The sequence below is a fragment of the Sporosarcina sp. FSL K6-1522 genome, assembly GCF_038622445.1.
Classification (GTDB): domain Bacteria; phylum Bacillota; class Bacilli; order Bacillales_A; family Planococcaceae; genus Sporosarcina.
This window is the reverse complement of the sequence record NZ_CP152019.1, coordinates 682,452-700,543: the sequence shown is the minus strand read 5'-3', so window position 1 is coordinate 700,543 and position 18,092 is coordinate 682,452. Positions and strand designations below refer to the sequence as shown.

At 37.3% G+C, this 18,092-nt stretch carries 16 protein-coding genes and 1 riboswitch; of the genes, 12 read left to right on the top strand and 4 right to left on the bottom strand.

Annotated elements, in window-relative coordinates; translation table 11 throughout:
• Positions 1-28: 28 nt before the first annotated feature.
• From MKY34_RS03365 to ugpC, 4 genes are all read left to right on the top strand, one after another.
• Positions 29-1,390, top strand: a complete 1,362-nt coding sequence (locus tag MKY34_RS03365) for an extracellular solute-binding protein (protein ID WP_342513843.1) — start codon at positions 29-31, stop codon at positions 1,388-1,390.
• A 77-nt stretch (positions 1,391-1,467) separates the two neighbouring features.
• Positions 1,468-2,892, top strand: coding sequence for a CehA/McbA family metallohydrolase (locus MKY34_RS03360; protein WP_342513842.1), 1,425 nt, complete (start codon positions 1,468-1,470; stop codon positions 2,890-2,892).
• Positions 2,889-3,596 carry an HAD family hydrolase gene (locus MKY34_RS03355; protein ID WP_342513841.1) on the top strand — a complete coding sequence of 236 codons (708 nt, stop codon included), beginning with the start codon at positions 2,889-2,891 and terminating at the stop codon, positions 3,594-3,596. Before MKY34_RS03360 ends, MKY34_RS03355 begins: the two co-directional genes overlap by 4 nt.
• Positions 3,597-3,665: 69 nt before the next feature.
• Positions 3,666-4,766, top strand: coding sequence for a sn-glycerol-3-phosphate ABC transporter ATP-binding protein UgpC (gene ugpC / locus MKY34_RS03350; protein WP_342513840.1), 1,101 nt, complete (start codon positions 3,666-3,668; stop codon positions 4,764-4,766).
• A 150-nt stretch (positions 4,767-4,916) separates the two neighbouring features.
• Here the strand turns inward: ugpC and MKY34_RS03345 are convergent, their stop codons facing one another.
• From MKY34_RS03345 to MKY34_RS03335, 3 genes are all read right to left on the bottom strand, one after another.
• Entirely contained in the window at positions 4,917-5,384 is a 468-nt protein-coding gene (locus MKY34_RS03345; protein ID WP_342513839.1) for an SMI1/KNR4 family protein, read from the bottom strand.
• 77 nt (positions 5,385-5,461) lie between these two features.
• Positions 5,462-6,307 carry a YwqG family protein gene (locus tag MKY34_RS03340; RefSeq protein ID WP_342513838.1) on the bottom strand — a complete coding sequence of 282 codons (846 nt, stop codon included), beginning with the start codon at positions 6,305-6,307 and terminating at the stop codon, positions 5,462-5,464.
• A gap of 59 nt (positions 6,308-6,366) precedes the next feature.
• Positions 6,367-7,059 carry a DUF1963 domain-containing protein gene (locus MKY34_RS03335; protein WP_342513837.1) on the bottom strand — a complete coding sequence of 231 codons (693 nt, stop codon included), beginning with the start codon at positions 7,057-7,059 and terminating at the stop codon, positions 6,367-6,369.
• A gap of 227 nt (positions 7,060-7,286) precedes the next feature.
• On the opposite strand from MKY34_RS03335, the gene MKY34_RS03330 reads away from it, so the two are divergent.
• The 7 genes from MKY34_RS03330 (at position 7,287) to MKY34_RS03300 (ending at position 15,108) form a co-directional block, all read left to right on the top strand.
• Entirely contained in the window at positions 7,287-8,522 is a 1,236-nt protein-coding gene (locus MKY34_RS03330; RefSeq protein WP_342513836.1) for a DUF6138 family protein, read from the top strand.
• 33 nt (positions 8,523-8,555) lie between these two features.
• Entirely contained in the window at positions 8,556-8,897 is a 342-nt protein-coding gene (locus MKY34_RS03325) for a hypothetical protein (protein ID WP_342513835.1), read from the top strand.
• A gap of 157 nt (positions 8,898-9,054) precedes the next feature.
• A riboswitch (cyclic di-GMP riboswitch) is annotated at positions 9,055-9,165 on the top strand.
• A gap of 121 nt (positions 9,166-9,286) precedes the next feature.
• Positions 9,287-9,772 (top strand): hypothetical protein, encoded by a 486-nt coding sequence (locus tag MKY34_RS03320; RefSeq protein ID WP_342513834.1) that lies wholly within the window; start codon positions 9,287-9,289, stop codon positions 9,770-9,772.
• Positions 9,735-11,339 (top strand): methyl-accepting chemotaxis protein, encoded by a 1,605-nt coding sequence (locus MKY34_RS03315; protein WP_342513833.1) that lies wholly within the window; start codon positions 9,735-9,737, stop codon positions 11,337-11,339. The genes MKY34_RS03320 and MKY34_RS03315 overlap by 38 nt, the downstream gene beginning before the upstream one ends.
• 214 nt (positions 11,340-11,553) lie before the next feature.
• Positions 11,554-12,240, top strand: coding sequence for a response regulator transcription factor (locus MKY34_RS03310; protein WP_342513832.1), 687 nt, complete (start codon positions 11,554-11,556; stop codon positions 12,238-12,240).
• Entirely contained in the window at positions 12,227-14,281 is a 2,055-nt protein-coding gene (locus tag MKY34_RS03305; protein ID WP_342513831.1) for a HAMP domain-containing sensor histidine kinase, read from the top strand. Before MKY34_RS03310 ends, MKY34_RS03305 begins: the two co-directional genes overlap by 14 nt.
• 209 nt (positions 14,282-14,490) lie before the next feature.
• Positions 14,491-15,108 (top strand): CoA pyrophosphatase, encoded by a 618-nt coding sequence (locus MKY34_RS03300; protein WP_342513830.1) that lies wholly within the window; start codon positions 14,491-14,493, stop codon positions 15,106-15,108.
• 87 nt (positions 15,109-15,195) lie between these two features.
• Here MKY34_RS03300 and MKY34_RS03295 read toward each other — a convergent pair whose 3' ends face one another.
• Positions 15,196-15,996: a hypothetical protein gene (locus tag MKY34_RS03295; RefSeq protein ID WP_342513829.1), complete on the bottom strand. Its 801-nt coding sequence runs from the start codon at positions 15,994-15,996 to the stop codon at positions 15,196-15,198.
• A gap of 378 nt (positions 15,997-16,374) precedes the next feature.
• Here MKY34_RS03295 and MKY34_RS03290 point away from each other — a divergent pair, with 378 nt between their 5' ends.
• Complete coding sequence (locus MKY34_RS03290) at positions 16,375-17,877, top strand: malate:quinone oxidoreductase (RefSeq protein WP_342513828.1); 1,503 nt, start codon at positions 16,375-16,377, stop codon at positions 17,875-17,877.
• Positions 17,878-18,092: the final 215 nt, after the last annotated feature.

Genomic DNA, 18,092 nt, shown 5'->3' with positions numbered 1-18,092 from the left:
TAAACTACATATAAAGGAGACATTCTGGATGAGAAAATTAGTAATGATTTTAACAGTTTTGCTCTTATTTGTTGGAGCACTTGCAGGTTGCTCAGGAGGGCAAGGAAGTACTGTCAAAGTTAGTAAAGAAGGCGATAAAATTGTTGTACCATTTATCAATGGAGTAGGCGGTTCACTTGCGGATCGCTTAGATGAAATTGTGAAAGAGTATAATGATAGTCAGGATAAATATGTCGTGAAAACGACGAAAGCAGGTAACTACACGGAGTCATATCAAAAGCTTCAAAGTGGATTTGCAGCGAATAACCAAGAAGCGATTGCATTAATAGGTTCAAATGTCGTGCAAGATTATATTAAGAAAGAGTTAATTGTACCTATGGATGAATATATAAATTCGGATAATGAATTAAAAGTAGAGGATTATGGTAAAGGCTTTATTGAGCAAGCGAGATTTGACGGGGATTTATATGGAATCCCTTTATATGGTACAACCCAGGTTCTTTATTACAATAAAAAAGTGTTAAAAGAGAATGGCTTTACTGCTGATGACTTAAAGACGTGGGAAGGGTTAGAAGAAGTAGCACAAAAAGTTTCAAAACGTGATGCAAATGGTGATGTGACATACGCGGGTTGGATGCCAATTTGGGGCACATCAAACTTAATTGACGCGGTTCACAGTGCTGGGGGAAGTGTATTAAGTGAAGATGGAACAAAAGTGTTAATCAACGATGAAACATGGGTCACGGTATGGGAGAAATTTCGGACATGGCTTCATGAAGATAAAATCATGGATATTCACACAGGGGGAACAGGATGGGAATATTGGGACAACACGATCATTGATTTAGTTGAAGGGAGAACGTTGGGCTTTACAGGTTCATCTGGCGACCAAGGATTTGTATTTAAATCCTTAGGTGAGGGGGGAGATGAGCAAGACAGACTTGACACATTTGGCGTGCTACCACAACCAGGTTGGGAGAATCATAAACCAGCACCAAAATTAGAAACGTATTTATTAACATTAACAAGAAATATTGACCCAGAAGTAGCGCAAGGCGCGTATGATTTTATGAAATTCGCGACAAGTACTGAGAAAACGGCGGAATGGTCAATGGCAACAGGCTATATACCTGTTCAAAATAATGTAACAGATTATGGACCTTATGCAGAGTTTGTTAAAAAGCAGCCACAAGCATTAGTTCCTTTAGAGCAAGCAAATCAATACGGAGTGATGCCATTTTTGGATCCAACAGATGGCAAAATCAATGATGCATTAAACGTAGCTAAGGACAAGGTAGAAATTGAAGGAGTCCCTGCAAAACAAGCATTGGATGAAGCCGCTAAAATTGCGCAGGAAGCATTAGATAAAGTGCTAGAAAAACAGAAATAAACTTTTCATGCAGTACTTTGTCAAGAAATAAGAGCCCCCTATATTGGGTTATTAAAAATAGAAAAGGTGTGAAAATCATGATTGAATTGAAAGGTTCCATGACTCTTTCTCCATTTGTTAAAAACAAACATCATTTGGTAATGGATGTAATTGATATTGTCAACTTTACAGTAACTATTGATCAGGGAGTTAGTCGAAAAATACCTCTGTTATTAATTTTAAGAGACCCTAATGGGCATGTACGTCTACAGTATCAAACACCGATAGTTAGTGAGAAATTGGCCGTTGCAAAAGATTCAAAGTATTGCTCAGCGGGTTGTGTTGGAGGAGAAATATCGTCCGGTAACTGGGAATTAGAAGTAGTATATACCCCGCATTGTGCGGATAAAGCACTTAAATTTACGGGGACAAAACTGGATTATCAAGTGAATATAGTAGTGAATGACGAGTTAGAACGAGAATATAATCGAGCGCATTTTTGTAAGGAAAATGTATTTATTGAAGCATCCAATTTTGAAAAAGTAGTGAATGAAGAGCATCGTTGGTACAAAGGAGATTTTCATGTCCACACCGATTTGACAGATGGCGATATGGATGATCAGCTGGCAATGAGCGTATGTGAAAAACAAGAGTTGGATTTTTTATATGTAACGGAACATAATATTGTTACGCCATCTTATCAAAAAGGAAGCACATTAATCATACCATCGATGGAACTTACAACTCCTTATGGGCATTACAATGTATTCGGGATAAAAGAATACGTTGAATTCACGGATTATTTAGATGAGTCTCTTAACCCAGAAAGTATGGATGAATTGTTTTCTCATATGAAAGAAAAAGATTGTTTAATAAGTGTAAACCATCCATTCATGGCACCTTGGATGAACCAAATCAACATTAAACTAGAAAATGTTCATACAATTGAAATCATGTGTGATCCAACTTACGGGAAAAGTAAGCAATCTACGCTAGAAGCTTTAAAGTTCTTCGATCAAATGTGGTTAAGCGGTCTTAAAATCTGGGGGATTGGCGGAAGCGATTCTCACTTACATCCATCTAAAAGGTTCCCAGGAGCTAAAGATCCATCCATTTATGGAGATCCAGGAACGTATGTATTATGTGATGGCTTATCTATTAAAAACTTAAAGGAGGCTATCTCAAAAGGGAGAATCTATTTTTCAAGATTTAGGAAAGTAGAGCTGGCCATTCAAAATGAAAATAAATCCATTTATGTTGGGGATGAGGCTCAAGGAAATATTCACTACACCATTCATGCAGATAAGCCGTGCGAGTGGAGATTGATTATGGATAGTCAAGTGGCAGCAAAAGAATTTGGTGAAAAAGTACACTTTAGTTTTGAATTAAATGAAGGTTCGTATGCCCGAATTGAGGGCTGGGAAGATGATGAATTAGTCGCATTTATAAATCCTATTCATAATAACAGCGGTAACAGGGATGGCAAAAGATGGAACGATATTTTGAGGGGGAGTAGGGAATGAAGAAAGGGATCATCTTTGATAAAGACGGCACGTTAATACAGCTAGATTCTGTCTGGTACAAAATCGTTCATCATGTAATAGATAGTGTATTTCAAATGTATCCGAGTCTAGATGGCAAACGAAATGAGTATTTGGAATCCATCGGTCTGAGTGATAATAATTTTGAGAGTACAAGCTTACTTGCCTGTCAAACAAATTATTTTATTGCGGATGCATGGTTTTCATTAGTAGAGGACCCAAATATCAATAAAGAGAGCTTTATTGATGATGTATGTGCACTATTCAAGAGGCACTCTACATCAGATGACCTTGTTTTTACTGAAGTGGAAGGTGCAAGGGAAACATTAAAGTATTTAAAAGAGCAAGAATATGTAATAGGGGTTGTGACAGCGGATGATGTCGATGCAGCCATACATTCGCTTAAAATGACAGGATTATATGATTATGTGGACTTTTTAGGTGCAGACGATGGTATTAATAAACCAAAACCTGACAGTGATTTTTTCCATATGTTCAAAGAGAAATTCTCACTGGATGAAGAAGGGGTTTTAATGGTTGGTGATACACTAACAGACGTTACGTTTGCACGAAATAGTCATATTAAAGTAGTAGGTGTCCTGTCAGGTGCGAGCAGTAAGGAAGATTTGGAAGGGAAAGCGGACTATATTTTAAATAGTATAAAGGATATTCCCGGAAAATTGTAAAACAACTATATGATTAGTATTGTCCGTAACAGTATTCCGAAGAATAGCCGAAATTAACAGGAGGCAATTATGGCTCAGTTATCATTCAAAAATATTTATAAGAAATATGATCAGGATACAACAATTGTGAAAGATTTTAATCTAGAAGTAAGTGATGGCGAATTTATTGTGTTGGTTGGTCCTTCTGGGTGTGGAAAATCTACGACATTACGAATGATTGCAGGGCTTGAAGAGATTTCAGAGGGTGACTTTTATATTAATGGACAGCGCATGAATGATGTTACACCAAAAGATCGAGACATTGCAATGGTTTTTCAAAACTATGCCCTTTATCCACATATGACTGTATACGACAACATGGCATTCGGTTTAAAGCTACGAAAATATAGTAAAACGGAGATTGACCAACGTGTGAAATCTGCTGCGCAAATCCTTGGGCTTGAAAAGTATTTAGAGAGAAAGCCAAAAGCACTTTCAGGGGGACAGCGTCAGCGGGTTGCATTAGGTCGAGCGATTGTTCGAAATGCAAAAGTTTTCTTATTGGACGAGCCATTGTCAAACTTAGATGCAAAGTTACGTGTTCAAATGCGTGCTGAGATTTCAAAGTTACACCAAAAGCAGCAAACAACAATGGTATACGTTACACATGACCAAACAGAAGCCATGACGATGGCAACGCGCTTGGTTGTACTAAAGGACGGCATCATCCAACAAGTCGGTACACCTAAGGAAGTCTATGAAAGACCAGATAATATATTTGTCGGTGGTTTTATTGGCTCCCCAGGAATGAATTTTTTCAAAGGCAAATTAACAGAAAGTCACTTTAAGGTTGGGGAGTGGGAGCTTGAAGTTCCACAAGAAAAGATGAAGTATTTGAAAAGTAAAGGGTATGCCAATACAGAAATCATTGTAGGTATACGTCCGGAAGATTTTTATTATGAAAAAACACTAGTAGACTTACCACATCATACAAAGGTAACAGTCACTATCGAGGTAGCAGAATTAATGGGGGCTGAAACATATCTCTATTCCAACATTAATGGTCAATCTTTCGTTGCACGTGTTGACTCCTCAATTGATGTGCATAGTCAATCAAAGGTTGATATAGTCCTTAATATGGAAAAGTCCCATTTCTTTGATGCTCAAAGCGAAAAGCGAATTAGCTTCTAGACACACTCGTTCTTAAAAGGGAGGAATTACATTTAATTCCTCCCTTAAAGCTAATTTAGTGTAATAAAGCTTGTTTAAGCACACCCATTTTCGGTGATTATAGATTCTGTTAGTTACCATGTGTTAAAGCAAATATCAGTCTTTTGCAGGCTAAGAATTTATTTTTTCAAGCCATTCATACATGTTGTCCATGCCAAACTTTAGTAAAGAAACAAAATCTACTGCAATTTCTTCCAGTGGGACATCTTCATACGCGTCATGGAGTAATATAAATACTTTTTCAGTGTACCTATCAATAATGGCTACACTTCCTTCACCGAAAAAGCCAATAGGGAATGGGCATAAATTTTCTGGCATATCGTAGCCCTCTTGATATTCCTTATAAGTATCGAGAAAATTTGGATATTCTTTGGATAATTCTTTTAACGTGTATATAAACGGTTCCTGTCCAAAATTAAAAGCACCATATTCTTTTAATAGTTTCCTGTATTCTGAAGGAATAGCAATTTGATGTTGTTTTTCAAAAATGAATAAGTCTTCTTCTAATTCGGGCTCTATTTCTGCTAAACTCGAAGCATATACTTTTTCTAATGAATCCTTTATTTCTTCTAGTTTCATTTTGTTATTCATCCTTTACAATCTACTCAACCATCTTTATCGAATCTCTGCGATACCTCTTCACGCCATTACTGTTATCAGCTTGTTGCTAAATTAAGATAGGTATTAGCAAAGCGGCCTTCTTTTAAATCTTCAACATGAACTAAAAACTCCAAATATCCGGCATCCCACCAGCACATATTCACCTCACGTAAAGAAGATAGTGAGAACAACACTTGCCAATTTTGCGCCCCTTGTCGTGCCTCCTGTTGTAATTTTTTCGGCATTTCATAGGTATTGAATAAAAAGTCACCTAGCCCATTTCGGCATAAATAAGCATCGAGCTGCGTTTCTCCAGCCCAGGTTTGCAATCCTCCTCCAAGTGCATCACTAACCCCGCTCAACTCTGTATCGAGGTCTTCATATTCCTCAAACAACATCTCCGAGGCTTCTCCTAAATCAGGAAATGATAAATGAGGTTGCCACGTAACTTGATGTGAAATAAAATCGCGTTCTTCTGCATTTATTTCCTCGGTCCCTTCAGGCAAGCTTGCCAAAGTCAAATGGGTCAAATCCCCATCGTAATAAAAAACCTGGTGCTCAACATCATAGGCAGGTTCATCCAAACCTAAAAAGAAGTAAAGCATTCCTGACGACGGCCAATTATCTGCAGGCAGAAATGGCAATTCACTTAAATTAATTTGTGCTAAAAATGTGTATGCTTCTCCATCCTCCGTACATGGCCACTCAATGGACGGTGGCAAATCAGGACGTCCTGCTATGCGACTATTCCCAACCCGCTCATAGTTTTCCTTACAATCAAGTTCAAATTGTAGCGAAACTTGAGCATGCTCCATTAAAAGTGTTTCTAACTCTTTTTTCCCTGCCAGATCAAATTCTTTCAATGCCTCGATAATCGCTTGTTTACGCCAATTTTCTCGCATCATACTACTCCTTTTTATTTAGTTTTAATTTAATAGAGGTGACAAAATAAAGAATAGGTTCAATAAAAATCACAGTAAACAATCCAATCATCTTTTTCTTTATTGTAGAAAAAATAAAAATTCCCATCATCTACTATGTTAAATTGCGCTTTATAATCGGAACTTATTTGGAATACGAAAGGGTAATCGTCTCCGAAAGAAACGCCACTTTGTGAGAATGAAGGATATCCGCCAACTTTATGTATCGAATACATCTCCTCCACAATATCATCGTAATAATTAAAGTCACTTTGACCGTCGTCCTCTTCAAGCCTGATGATTTCATCTTCAAGATCTGTCTCTATAAATCCTGAATCCCAGGATGGAGTATCATTTTTTATATATTCAGCTGTTAGTGGAAAAGGACTAATCAAAGTGGATTGTGCGTTAATCTTTTGTAATTCTTCTAAACTTGTATAGCAATTTATTTTAAAAAACGGAGATAAATCCGGATCAACAAGGTGGTCAAATACAGCGAAATTTAAAGAAATGGTTATTAATTGATAGTGTTTAATTTCCTCTGGACAATAGGGTAAGTCGTTTAAAAATAACGTGAAAATCGGGTCAAATTGTGAGGGGATATTTTCTTGTTCTGTTCCCCATAAAACTTTGCCAATCCAACTTTCTCCTAATTCTTCAGTAGGTCGAAACCCACCCGTCTTAAAAATGGTTGCTTCTTTAAATAATTTCCCCTTAATTTGTTTAATATCCATGAAACCATCCTCCTTTTGATATGAATGTTGAATATCTATTTTCATCACACATAACGAACTAATGTTCCTTTTAGTGTACCATTCTTAACCACAAATTAACACAATAAGTCAGATTTCTCTGTTATAACTATTACCATAAGAGTATTTTCGTAATTCAAAATATAAGCTTTACAAAAAGGAACACACGTACTATATTGAAGATAGAAAAATGAGAGGAAGATAATACCATGAAAACCGAGCGATTTACTAAAAATGAGCTGTTATGGAAGCAACTTGAGCAAGATCTACTTTCTAAACAATATAACATTGAAACAGACGTCTATCCTTCTAAAATCAGCACACCTTCTTTTTCACTCGACAACATTACATTGCATGAAGTACTTTGCCATTATCAGCAGCTCACATTGCTAGATATATTCCGTCAAGAGTTTGGCTTCGAGACACAGCGTTACTGCCTTGCTCGCTTCACTGACAAACACCGATCCGTAGCCTACTTACCATTGCTACGCTACTATACAATCAATTTAAGAAAATATGGTGCAAGTTTTGAATCTTTAACAGTCGACGAATTGTTAGCAACGATTAAAGAATTGGACATAGAAACTTATAACTCACTCATTACAATCGGCTCTGGCACTTTGCCGAAACATAAACAACAAGCGGAATCCGACCTAATTTTTTGCCAAGCCAATGATGTGCTGGCAAAGATTACGATTCAAATGAAAGAAGAAAGCGAGGAAGCTTATCGCCAAGCACTCGCCTATTTAAATGCTTTATTAGAAGAAGATTTCCCGAAAAGTTACGGTATTTATTATGAAGGTCAGAGTAATTTAACTTTACCAATCGAGCGTTTACCTATTACATCATCCCATCACTTCTTTGCTAAAGCCGTTAGTTATCCTAGCCTACATGATGCACTCGTTGAGTATAGCTATAAGGCAATGGCACAATATCATTTTTATGAAGATGTCGATGATGAAGAGGCTGCGATGCCAAGCACATTCGCCGTTTTGGGTCTTGGTTTATATGATAAAAGCTATGCTAAGCTTGTAATCGACTATATGTACGAATGCGATGGTGACCACTCACCAATGCCTGAGTACTTTGCAAAATCCTATGTTGAAACATTTGGACTAACACCTGAAACATTGCCTGTCTTTGTATGTACGGTACAATCTGTACAAGAAGTTCCATATGATGCTTCCTTTGAGCAAGCCATGAGCACAGAGGAAAGTTTACAATGGCTCGAAAAATTTATGACGATACCACTCATAGAACTTTGTCCATATATTCCTCTCGAACAAAATGAAGAAATTGAGGAATATAAAGATATGGCTGTAGCGCAGCTGTTATACACATGCTTTGGTATTACCCATTTCAATGACTTCACTAGCCCAGCATTTAAGTGCATTCCAGAACCATATCGCACACGCTTTGAAGCGATCATTAAAGAACTTATATAGTTAACCATTTCATAATTAGGGAGTTAATTATCGATGATGTTAGAAGAACAAATAGTACAAGTAACGAAAGAAACGCTCGTTGATCTAGTGAACCTTCGTTACGATAAACTTAAAAAAGAAAATAAAATTAACAGTGAAACTGAGGAGCTGTTAAAAGAAGTACTATCCTTGCAAGGCACACTTACTCTGCCACCTAGTGATGAAGAAATGAACATAGATGTATACGAATACAATGATAATAGTGGCTTTTGTGCAGAAATAAGTTATCTATGGTTTGATGGGGAAGAGACTTCGATAGTACTTTTTTGTGAAGCGAAAACAAATGCTGAAAAAACTAAGGTAACTGAATTTTATATCGAAACAATAGATGCATAAGAAACAGGGAAGGAATCATGTAGTTTTGAAGATGCTTTAAGTAGTTATATATTCAATGATTCATTTATCATAGATTTGAATACTATACTAGTCAAAAAGACTTGAAATTTATGGAGTTACGTGAGATTATAAGTGAGGTAATTTTAAACAAAATTATAGAAGTTAAAGGCAAACTGTTCCGAAAGGGTAGGACGCAAAGCCTAGGGTCTAAAGTTTAGGGGTTATTCAAAAGTCCTGCAATCTAAACAATGATCGCCTGGTTACCAAATTTATGGATTACTATATATAAATCCTTTGGCTATTCTATATTAAATAGAATAGTCTTTTTGTGTGTTTAAAAACACCTGGATAAATTTGGCGAAAAGACATAGTTAGAAAGGATTGTGAAAATGAATAAGAAAAGGTTTTCGTTCAAAGCGAAATTATTAGTATTCTCTTTATTACTATCATTAGTACCGATAGTTTTTATTGGTATTTTAGTCAATGAAACAGTGAGCCAAAAAACCGAGGAGGATTATATCAATTTCAGCGAGAGAGAAATTAAACAGGTGGACAATGGAATTTCCCTATACTTTGAAACAATTAGGGAAAATGTGAATTTATTGGCGAATGATCCTTCCGTTCTAAATGCTGATTCAACGATTACTTCCTATAAAGATATAGCGGGAGAAGGCTCAATTGATATGACTCCTTCAAAGAACGGGGATAAAGAGAAAGCCATTTTTGATGTATTTACTCGTTTTAGTGATAGTCATCCGAAAGCTCCTTATATTTATATGGGTACAGCGGATGGAGGTTATATTCAATATCCAGAGGGACCTGTGCCAGCTGGTTTCGATGCTAGAGATCGTCCTTGGTACACCAACGGCTATTGAAGAGCCAGGGGAAGTAAAACTAACAAGTGCTTATGAGGCAACTGGTATAGAGGGAATTATCGTCAGTAATGTCGTGTCGATTGAAAAGGATGGCAAGCAAATAGGTGTAATGGGTTTGGATGTAAGTTTGGATGGCTTAACAGATATTATTAAGAATATCAGTATTGGGAAAAATGGTTATGTCATACTTGCACAAGAAGATGGAACAATCCTTGCACATCCAAAAAATCCTGAATTGAACTTCCAACCAATTGCCACACTAAACATTTCTTCGTTAGAAGACTTCGTCGAAGACGGCATATTTGAAACTAAATTAGATGGAGAAGACTATGTATTGAACACAATCTCTTCAGAAATTGACGGTTGGAAGTATATTGCTGTCATCAAGAAGGACGAAATTTTAAGTACGGCGACTTTCATACGCTCAATGCTTTTCCTCATAGGTGGGGTTTTCGCGATTCTTGCTGTAATCGCGTCTATTATTATGAGTTTACGTATAACAAAGAGTATTAAAAGTATTAGTGATTTGTCATTAGCCATGTCAAATGGTGATTTGACTCAACAAGTCACTGTAAAGGTGAACGATGAAATTGGAGATATGGGCGAGAATTTCAATACGATGTCTAATAGTTTAAAAGAAACAATGCAAAAAATTGCGCATGAATCTCAACAATTATCTGCGACATCTGAGGAGCTGGCAGCGTCTTCGATTGAAAATCAAACAGCCTCCAACGAAATATCTGAGTCAATCCAATTGGTTGCTACCGGAGCGGATGACCAGGATGCTGCTATGAAAAACGCTGTAGGTATTATCAATGAAGTGTTTAATCATGTTGATGATGTGACTGTGAGTATGGGCAACGTAAAAGATTCCATCCATTATTCAACGGAAACTGCCAAACAAGGTAGTGCAGTCGTCGAACAGACTGTAAGTCAGATGAGTGAAATTGATAAAAATGTGAGCTCTTCCGCCGAGAAAATTAGCATGTTAAATGAAAAGTCCAATGAAATTAGACAAATTAGCATGATGATACAGTCTATTTCAGAGCAAACGAATTTATTGGCTTTAAATGCTGCAATTGAAGCTGCAAGAGCTGGCGAACATGGAAAAGGATTCGCAGTAGTGGCAGATGAAGTTCGAAAGCTTGCAGAGCAATCCAGCAACTCAGCATTGCAAATCAATGAGATTATTCATGATATTAATGATGGCATTGAAGATTCAATGGAACTTGTAAATCTAGGCGTAAGTTCGGCTAAAGAGGGAATGAAACTAGCGAACGAAAGCGGAAAAGCATTTGGCGAAATTATGGATTCCATTCTCGCTGGTACAACAAAAATATCCGAAGCTAGCCGAGCAATGGAAAATATGAAAGATCATATTGCAGAAGTTGTGGTTCACATAGAGGAAGTTTCAAAAACGAGTATCGAGGTAAATAATTATTCCCAAAACGTTGCAGCATCCTCCGAAGAAATGAGTGCTTCCATGGAAGAGGTTTCATCGGTTTCTCAAGAGTTAGCTAGGATGTCAAGTGAATTAGAGGCAGCCATCCAGCAATTTAAGTTGTAAAAGGATAATTTTTTTTTGAATACAAAACGAAAGCCGATTTTCTGAGCAAACAGAAAATCGGTTTTTTGATATAATCACATTTGTTTCGAAAAAACACTAAGAAAACATTAAGAATTGGTGTGTGTGTTTGTTAAGATTTAATGAGTATCATATCCTTATAAGCATTCTATAGGGGTGATCATATGGGCTTAAAGAGATGGAGGAATGACTGTAGTTGAACATTCTGATTTGTGATGATGATAAAGAAATTGTAAGAGCGATTAGCATTTATTTGGAAAATGAGGGATATCAAGTATTCAAAGCTTACAATGGGCTAGAGGCAATCGATGTTATTCGAGACCACGTGATTCACCTCATTATTATGGATATTATGATGCCAAAAATGGATGGGATTACGGCGACGATGAAGATTCGGCAAGAAAATATGATTCCGTTAATTATGCTTTCTGCGAAGTCGGAGGACCATGACAAAATACTCGGATTAAATATCGGAGCAGATGATTATATGGCGAAGCCGTTTAATCCGTTAGAACTGATGGCCAGAGTGAAATCGCAGCTACGAAGGTATACGACATTTGGCAGCCTTGAGGTAAGTAGTCATGTATTTCAATCGGGCGGACTCATGATTGATGATGAACGGAAAATCATTACGGTGGACAAAGAAGAGGTTCATTTGACACCAGTGCAATATAAAATTGTAAAGCTTCTCACCGCAAATGCTGGGAGAGTATTCACAATTGAAGAGATTTATGAAAAGGTATGGAATGAAAGGGCCGTCAATCCAGAAAATACAGTGGCAGTTCATATTCGAAAGATTCGAGAAAAAATTGAAATTAATCCAAAAGAGCCGAAGTATTTAAAAGTTGTATGGGGAGTTGGATATAAAGTTGAAAAATATTAGTCACGCACGCATTACGAAGATGGTTATGTTTTTAATTGCGATTGTTTGTTTAACGGGAATAGCGAAAGCATTGGTTGATTTGGAATATGATAGAGTCTATCTCAGTAATGTAAATGCAGATAATTATTTTGAAAGCCAAGCGTTCGCGGAGGAAAGTTACGGCATATATAACACCTTAACGGAATTAGTCGGAAACTATAAAAGTGAAGCCAATATTTTAAGTGGTAAGGCACTGACGAAAGAAGACAGCCGAGAAATTGAAAATGAATTATACTACGATAAATTTTATAGTTTGGAGGAGTATGACCATAACTTACCTGAAGCGGACAATAAGCGTATTTTCAAAGAAGTATATGCAGATGACATCAAGCGAAAAAAAGAAGAACGTATACAAATGCAAGTGAAGGAATTTTATCAGTTAGTCGATACACTGAAAACGTATGAAGGTATCGTCTATTACGCGAGCGATGGTGAGCATGTATTTTCCAATAGTGAACTGAATAAGAAAGAGCAATTTGAATCATATGACGCCTATGCGTTATTTGGGGATTATCAACAAAAAGTGTACCCAAATAGAGTGGTGGAAAGTTCCTACTATGACTTTTTTACGTATAAAGTTGATACACTGAATCCACAAACGGATGTTATGTATGTAGCATATACAGATTCTTTTCTACAGCAAAAAATACAAGAATGGGAAGCAGATAAAGTAAAGGTTCAAAAGTTTCTGAATGAATCTATCGCCTTTTTAATAGGATTTATTGTATCGTTTATATATTTAATGATTGTGATTGGAAGAACATCGTTTAAAGATGAAAACATTCATACTCATGTTATTGACAAGCTTTATAATGACCTGAATATAGTGATTGTTGGTTGTTTAATGTCGATGTGGTTTGTACTGATTGTTGAAGTGTTTCGAGATATCTATCTGCTTCTCACAGTACCTATTTTTATCATTGCTTTACTGCTGATTTTATCACTCGTCAAGCATATTAAAAATAGAACAATCCTTTCGCATACACTCATCTATCAAATGCTAAAAAAGGTCTTTTTGGCGATAAAACATGTATTTGATAGTGGCAGTCTAGCTGTAAAAACCGTGCTGTTTGTCATTGGATATCCAATCGTAGTTGCAGCAACCTTTTTTATATTTCCGATTACGATGGCCCTAGCTGCTTGGTTTGCACTGAAAAAGGTGAAGTCGTTTAACCGCATTAAAGAAGGCGTAGAGTACATTCAGAATGGCGACCTTCATCATCGTATTGAAATAGATGGAAAAGGGGAGTTTAGCCGACTTGCGGGGAACATTAACCGTATTACTGAGGGGTTAAATAAATCTGTAGATAGTGAAATTAAGAGTGAGCGTTTAAAAACAGAGCTCATTACGAATGTTTCACATGATATTCGAACGCCTTTAACGTCTATTATTACGTTTGTCGATTTGTTGAAAATCGAAAATGACCCTGAAAAAATTGCTGAATATATAGATGTGTTAGATCAAAAATCAAAAAGACTCAAGCACTTAACGGATGATTTATTTGAAGCAGCCAAAGCGTCAAGTGGAAGTATGCCTGTTCAGTTAGGGCGGATTGACATCGTATCTTTACTAACACAAGGAATCGGAGAAATGGATGAACAAATTGAAGCGTCAGCATTAGATGTTAAGTTAGCCCATCCAACAGAAAAGGTATATGTGAAGGCTGATGGCAAACTGCTATGGCGCTCTATCGAAAACTTATTCTCCAATATTTTTAAATACGCACAACCTGCATCAAGGGTCTATATTGATGTTGAAGATGTAGAGAATGAAATACGCGTGACATTTAAAAATATTTCGGCATATGAATTAAACATTTCAGCCGATGAGCTAATGGAACGCTTTACACGAGGCGATGAATCCAGAGCAAGTCAGGGAAGCGGATTAGGGTTGTCGATTGCCGAAAGCCTTATTCATATCCAGCGAGGAAAGTTTTTAGTTCAAGTAGATGGTGATTTATTTAAGGCGATGATTTACCTACCGAAATTTCCAACTGAATAATGTAGCAAAGGAATAGGATATGTAAGTATCCTATTTTTTTTGCATTGTACGAAACAGCCTGATTAAGTTATAAATCAGGCTGTTACTTCTATGGGGGGCTAAAATAAACTTGGTTCATTGAATAAAGTCTAAAACGTGGCATTCTTTATCCATTCATCCATTAATGATACGATTAAACTACTATAAACATTAAAGTGAGGGGGAGTTCCGTGTTCCTAGATAAGCTGAAGGATCGGTTAAATGAAAATCAAACCTTATTTATAGGAGAGGACACAGCTTTTCGTTCGGCTGTTTTGATTCCATTAGTGCAAGTGGAGGGAGAATGGCATATTCTTTTCGAAGTACGTGCATTCACGATGAGAAAACAGCCGGGTGATATTAGTTTTCCTGGTGGTCGAATTGATTCCACAGATGCAACTCCATTGGCTGCCGCGTTAAGAGAAACTCACGAAGAATTAGGTGTCGACCCGAAGACGGTTACGCTGGTCCGACCGTTAAGTCCCTATGTGGCCTCTCCTTCATTTGTAGTCTATCCATTTGTTGCAGCCATCGATTATGATCAAATCATTCATTCCTATAACAAAGCCGAAGTAGAAGAGGTATTTACAGTACCTGTTAACTGGTTATTGAATTACGAGCCTTATATGCACCGAGTATCTGTCGAGCCAACGCCTTCATCGGATTTTCCTTTTGAGAAAATCATGAACGGTGCTCAGTATCAATGGCGAAATCGTTCAATGGAAGAATGGTTTTATGATTATGAGCAGTACACGATTTGGGGATTAACCGCTAGGATTTTAAAGCATTTTATAGGGATTTTAAAATAAGTGTCGTTATATTTTTATTGATGGGGGTAAAAGCAGCCAAAAAAGACCGAGATGAATGGTACTCACATCTCGGTCTTTCCTTTGTATTTAGTAATTGTTTGTCGTCGTTAAGTAACTAACAGGTACATAACCATAGTTGCTTACACTTTCAAAATAGGCATAAACATAGCCGTTGACGATCAATGTTCCAGTCGGAACACTAACTTGAGCGTTTGCTTTTAAGTTAGTATTTGTCGTTGCATTAGAAAGAGGTGAATGGCGTAAAACGACATCGGACTTTAATGCATAGATGCCTTCACGAAACTTTTGTTGCGAAACAACTTTTATATCCGAACCGTGGATACGACCTTGTTCGGATATTTGTATTTCACCTTGTCGTGATTGTCTAGAAACGACTAAGTATTCTTTATCAAAGGATACCAACTGGTGGTCATACCCTGATGGATTTGCAGAAGTCCGTATTTGAATTTGTGAGCCATAGCTAAAGTAACTTCCCGGAAATTCATTTGGAAATTGGAATCCAGCGTGATTAGCTATAACATAGCCAGGATTATCAAAGAAAGCTGCTCGTATTTCCATTGGAACAGCTTTAAAATTCACTAAATTGGTTGCTTCTACACGGTAACCAGAACTCATCCAGTAATATACTTTACCATTATATTTTTCGATATCATACACGCGGAAAAAGTTATTCTTTTTAGCAATCATAGATGTGAAGGTACCATCTGCCATAGGTTTATAGATTTTAACATCCTTAATAAAACTCATTTTACCAGACTGCCGTTCTACTATCTCACTTTTATCCCAAATAACCTTTGCCTGGACATCATGCTGATAGGCAAATCCGAATATCAATAAAAAAGCAGTGGTTACGATCCGTTTTTTCATATGATTTATTCCTCCTTAATTGTCTGAATAAGCATACGGACTTCTCTAGTAGATAAGAATAGATAAGTCTGTTGCATATTCATAGTATTCTGCCAGTATTACCATATAGTTCTAATAGGAGGAAGCATGCTGGAAGTAATGGGTTACCGAAATTTGGTATAACACTTGAGTTTCTGTCTATTTCCAGGACATTGTAGAGGAAATTCTAACTTTTCACTAGCTAATAAATACGATAGGTTTATAATTGATATATATAAGGTGTGTGACTATGTCGTACCTTGGCTTGTTGTGACGCCTGTGCAGGAGCCTACACGCTTTCTGTGAAGCTTATAGTATAAGGATAGTAAAAATAAAACTTAGAGTATAAGGATGGTAAAAATGAGCAACGGAGAAACGAAAACAGATGTTATCTTAATTGGCGCTGGAATTATGAGCGCGACTTTGGGAACCATGCTGAAAGAATTAGTACCAGACTGGAACATTAAAGTGTTTGAGAAGCTTGCAAACGCGGGTGAAGAAAGCTCTAACGAATGGAATAATGCGGGAACGGGACATGCTGCATTGTGTGAGCTAAACTACACGAGTGAAAAACCAGACGGATCTGTAGATATTAGTAAAGCAATTAACATCAATGAGCAGTTTCAAGTTTCCATGCAGTTTTGGTCGTATCTTGTAAATAGTAAACTGATTAACAATCCAGAGGACTTTATCATGCCATTGCCACATATGAGTATGGTACAAGGAGAAGAAAATATAGCGTTTTTAAAGAAGCGTTTTGATGCGATGTCAAATAATCCATTATTCAAAGGAATGGAGTTTTCTGATGACGCAGCAAAACTGAAAGAATGGATTCCGCTTATTATGCAAGACCGTCCAGCGACTGATGCAATCGCAGCAACGAAAATCGAGACTGGAACGGACGTGAACTTTGGTGCTTTGACGCGTATGCTGTTTAATCACTTAAAGACGAAAAATGTTGATATGCAATACAACCATAGTGTGGATGCGATTAAACGTACGAACGATGGTTCATGGGAATTGAAAGTGAAGAATATAGATAGTGGTGAAGTAGAGCGCCACACGGCTAAATTTGTCTTTATCGGAGGCGGAGGCGGAAGTTTGCATCTACTGCAAAAAACGGGTATTCCTGAAAGTAAGCATATCGGTGGTTTCCCGGTTAGTGGTATTTTCATGGTTTGTAAAAATCCTGAAGTTGTTGCACAACATCATGCGAAAGTATACGGTAAAGCGGCAGTGGGTGCACCGCCAATGTCCGTCCCCCACTTGGATACACGATTTATCGACAATAAAAAGTCTTTATTGTTTGGACCATTTGCAGGCTTCTCGCCGAAGTTCTTAAAGACAGGCTCGAATCTTGATTTAATAACGTCTGTCAAACCGAATAACGTCTTTACGATGTTGGCAGCGGGTGCAAAAGAAATGTCATTGACAAAGTATCTCATCCAACAACTGATGTTATCGAAAGAACAACGGATGGGAGAGTTACGTGAATTTATTCCAACTGCGAAATCGGAGGATTGGGACTTTGTTGTAGCGGGTCAACGTGTACAAGTGATTAAAGACACGGAGGCTGGCGGTAAAGGAACGCTTCAATTTGGTACGGAAGTTATTACGGCTGAGGATGGCTCGATTGCAGCATTGTTAGGCGCTTCGCCGGGTGCCTCTACTGCGGTTCACGTGATGCTAGACGTCATTAAAAAATGTTTCCCAGAGCGTGTGGGAGAGTGGGAACCGAAGATTAAAGAGATGATTCCTTCATATGGTATGTCACTCATGGAAAATCCTGAGTTGCTGGATGAAATTCATGCTTCAACAGCAGAGGTGCTAGGCTTAAACGACAATGCACCGAACGTAAAGTAATGATAAGTAAATAATTTTCCTGCAATATAAAAAAGAGTATGCTTTGTTTTATCGGGCATACTCTTTTTCTGCATCAATGATTGACTGATATTTGCGGTTTGTGAACGTTTGTTCTAAAATGGATATACATAGACTGAGATATTGAGTATTACTGTTGGATCTTGACTAGAAATAAAGTGGAGTGGCAACGATAAATACCAAATAGGTACAGCAAA

Excerpts from the sequence above, each read along its gene's own strand:
- MKY34_RS03365 (WP_342513843.1), top strand. The coding sequence starts at position 29 with ATGAGAAAATTAGTAATGATTTTAACAGTTTTGCTCTTATTTGTTGGA.
- MKY34_RS03295 (WP_342513829.1), bottom strand. The coding sequence starts at position 15,996 with ATGAAAAAACGGATCGTAACCACTGCTTTTTTATTGATATTCGGATTT.
- MKY34_RS03345 (WP_342513839.1), bottom strand. The coding sequence starts at position 5,384 with ATGAAACTAGAAGAAATAAAGGATTCATTAGAAAAAGTATATGCTTCG.
- MKY34_RS03325 (WP_342513835.1), top strand. The coding sequence starts at position 8,556 with ATGATGTTAGAAGAACAAATAGTACAAGTAACGAAAGAAACGCTCGTT.
- MKY34_RS03360 (WP_342513842.1), top strand. The coding sequence starts at position 1,468 with ATGATTGAATTGAAAGGTTCCATGACTCTTTCTCCATTTGTTAAAAAC.
- MKY34_RS03355 (WP_342513841.1), top strand. The coding sequence starts at position 2,889 with ATGAAGAAAGGGATCATCTTTGATAAAGACGGCACGTTAATACAGCTA.
- MKY34_RS03340 (WP_342513838.1), bottom strand. The coding sequence starts at position 6,307 with ATGCGAGAAAATTGGCGTAAACAAGCGATTATCGAGGCATTGAAAGAA.
- MKY34_RS03320 (WP_342513834.1), top strand. The coding sequence starts at position 9,287 with ATGAATAAGAAAAGGTTTTCGTTCAAAGCGAAATTATTAGTATTCTCT.
- MKY34_RS03290 (WP_342513828.1), top strand. The coding sequence starts at position 16,375 with ATGAGCAACGGAGAAACGAAAACAGATGTTATCTTAATTGGCGCTGGA.
- MKY34_RS03315 (WP_342513833.1), top strand. The coding sequence starts at position 9,735 with ATGCTAGAGATCGTCCTTGGTACACCAACGGCTATTGAAGAGCCAGGG.
- MKY34_RS03335 (WP_342513837.1), bottom strand. The coding sequence starts at position 7,059 with ATGGATATTAAACAAATTAAGGGGAAATTATTTAAAGAAGCAACCATT.
- MKY34_RS03330 (WP_342513836.1), top strand. The coding sequence starts at position 7,287 with ATGAAAACCGAGCGATTTACTAAAAATGAGCTGTTATGGAAGCAACTT.
- ugpC (WP_342513840.1), top strand. The coding sequence starts at position 3,666 with ATGGCTCAGTTATCATTCAAAAATATTTATAAGAAATATGATCAGGAT.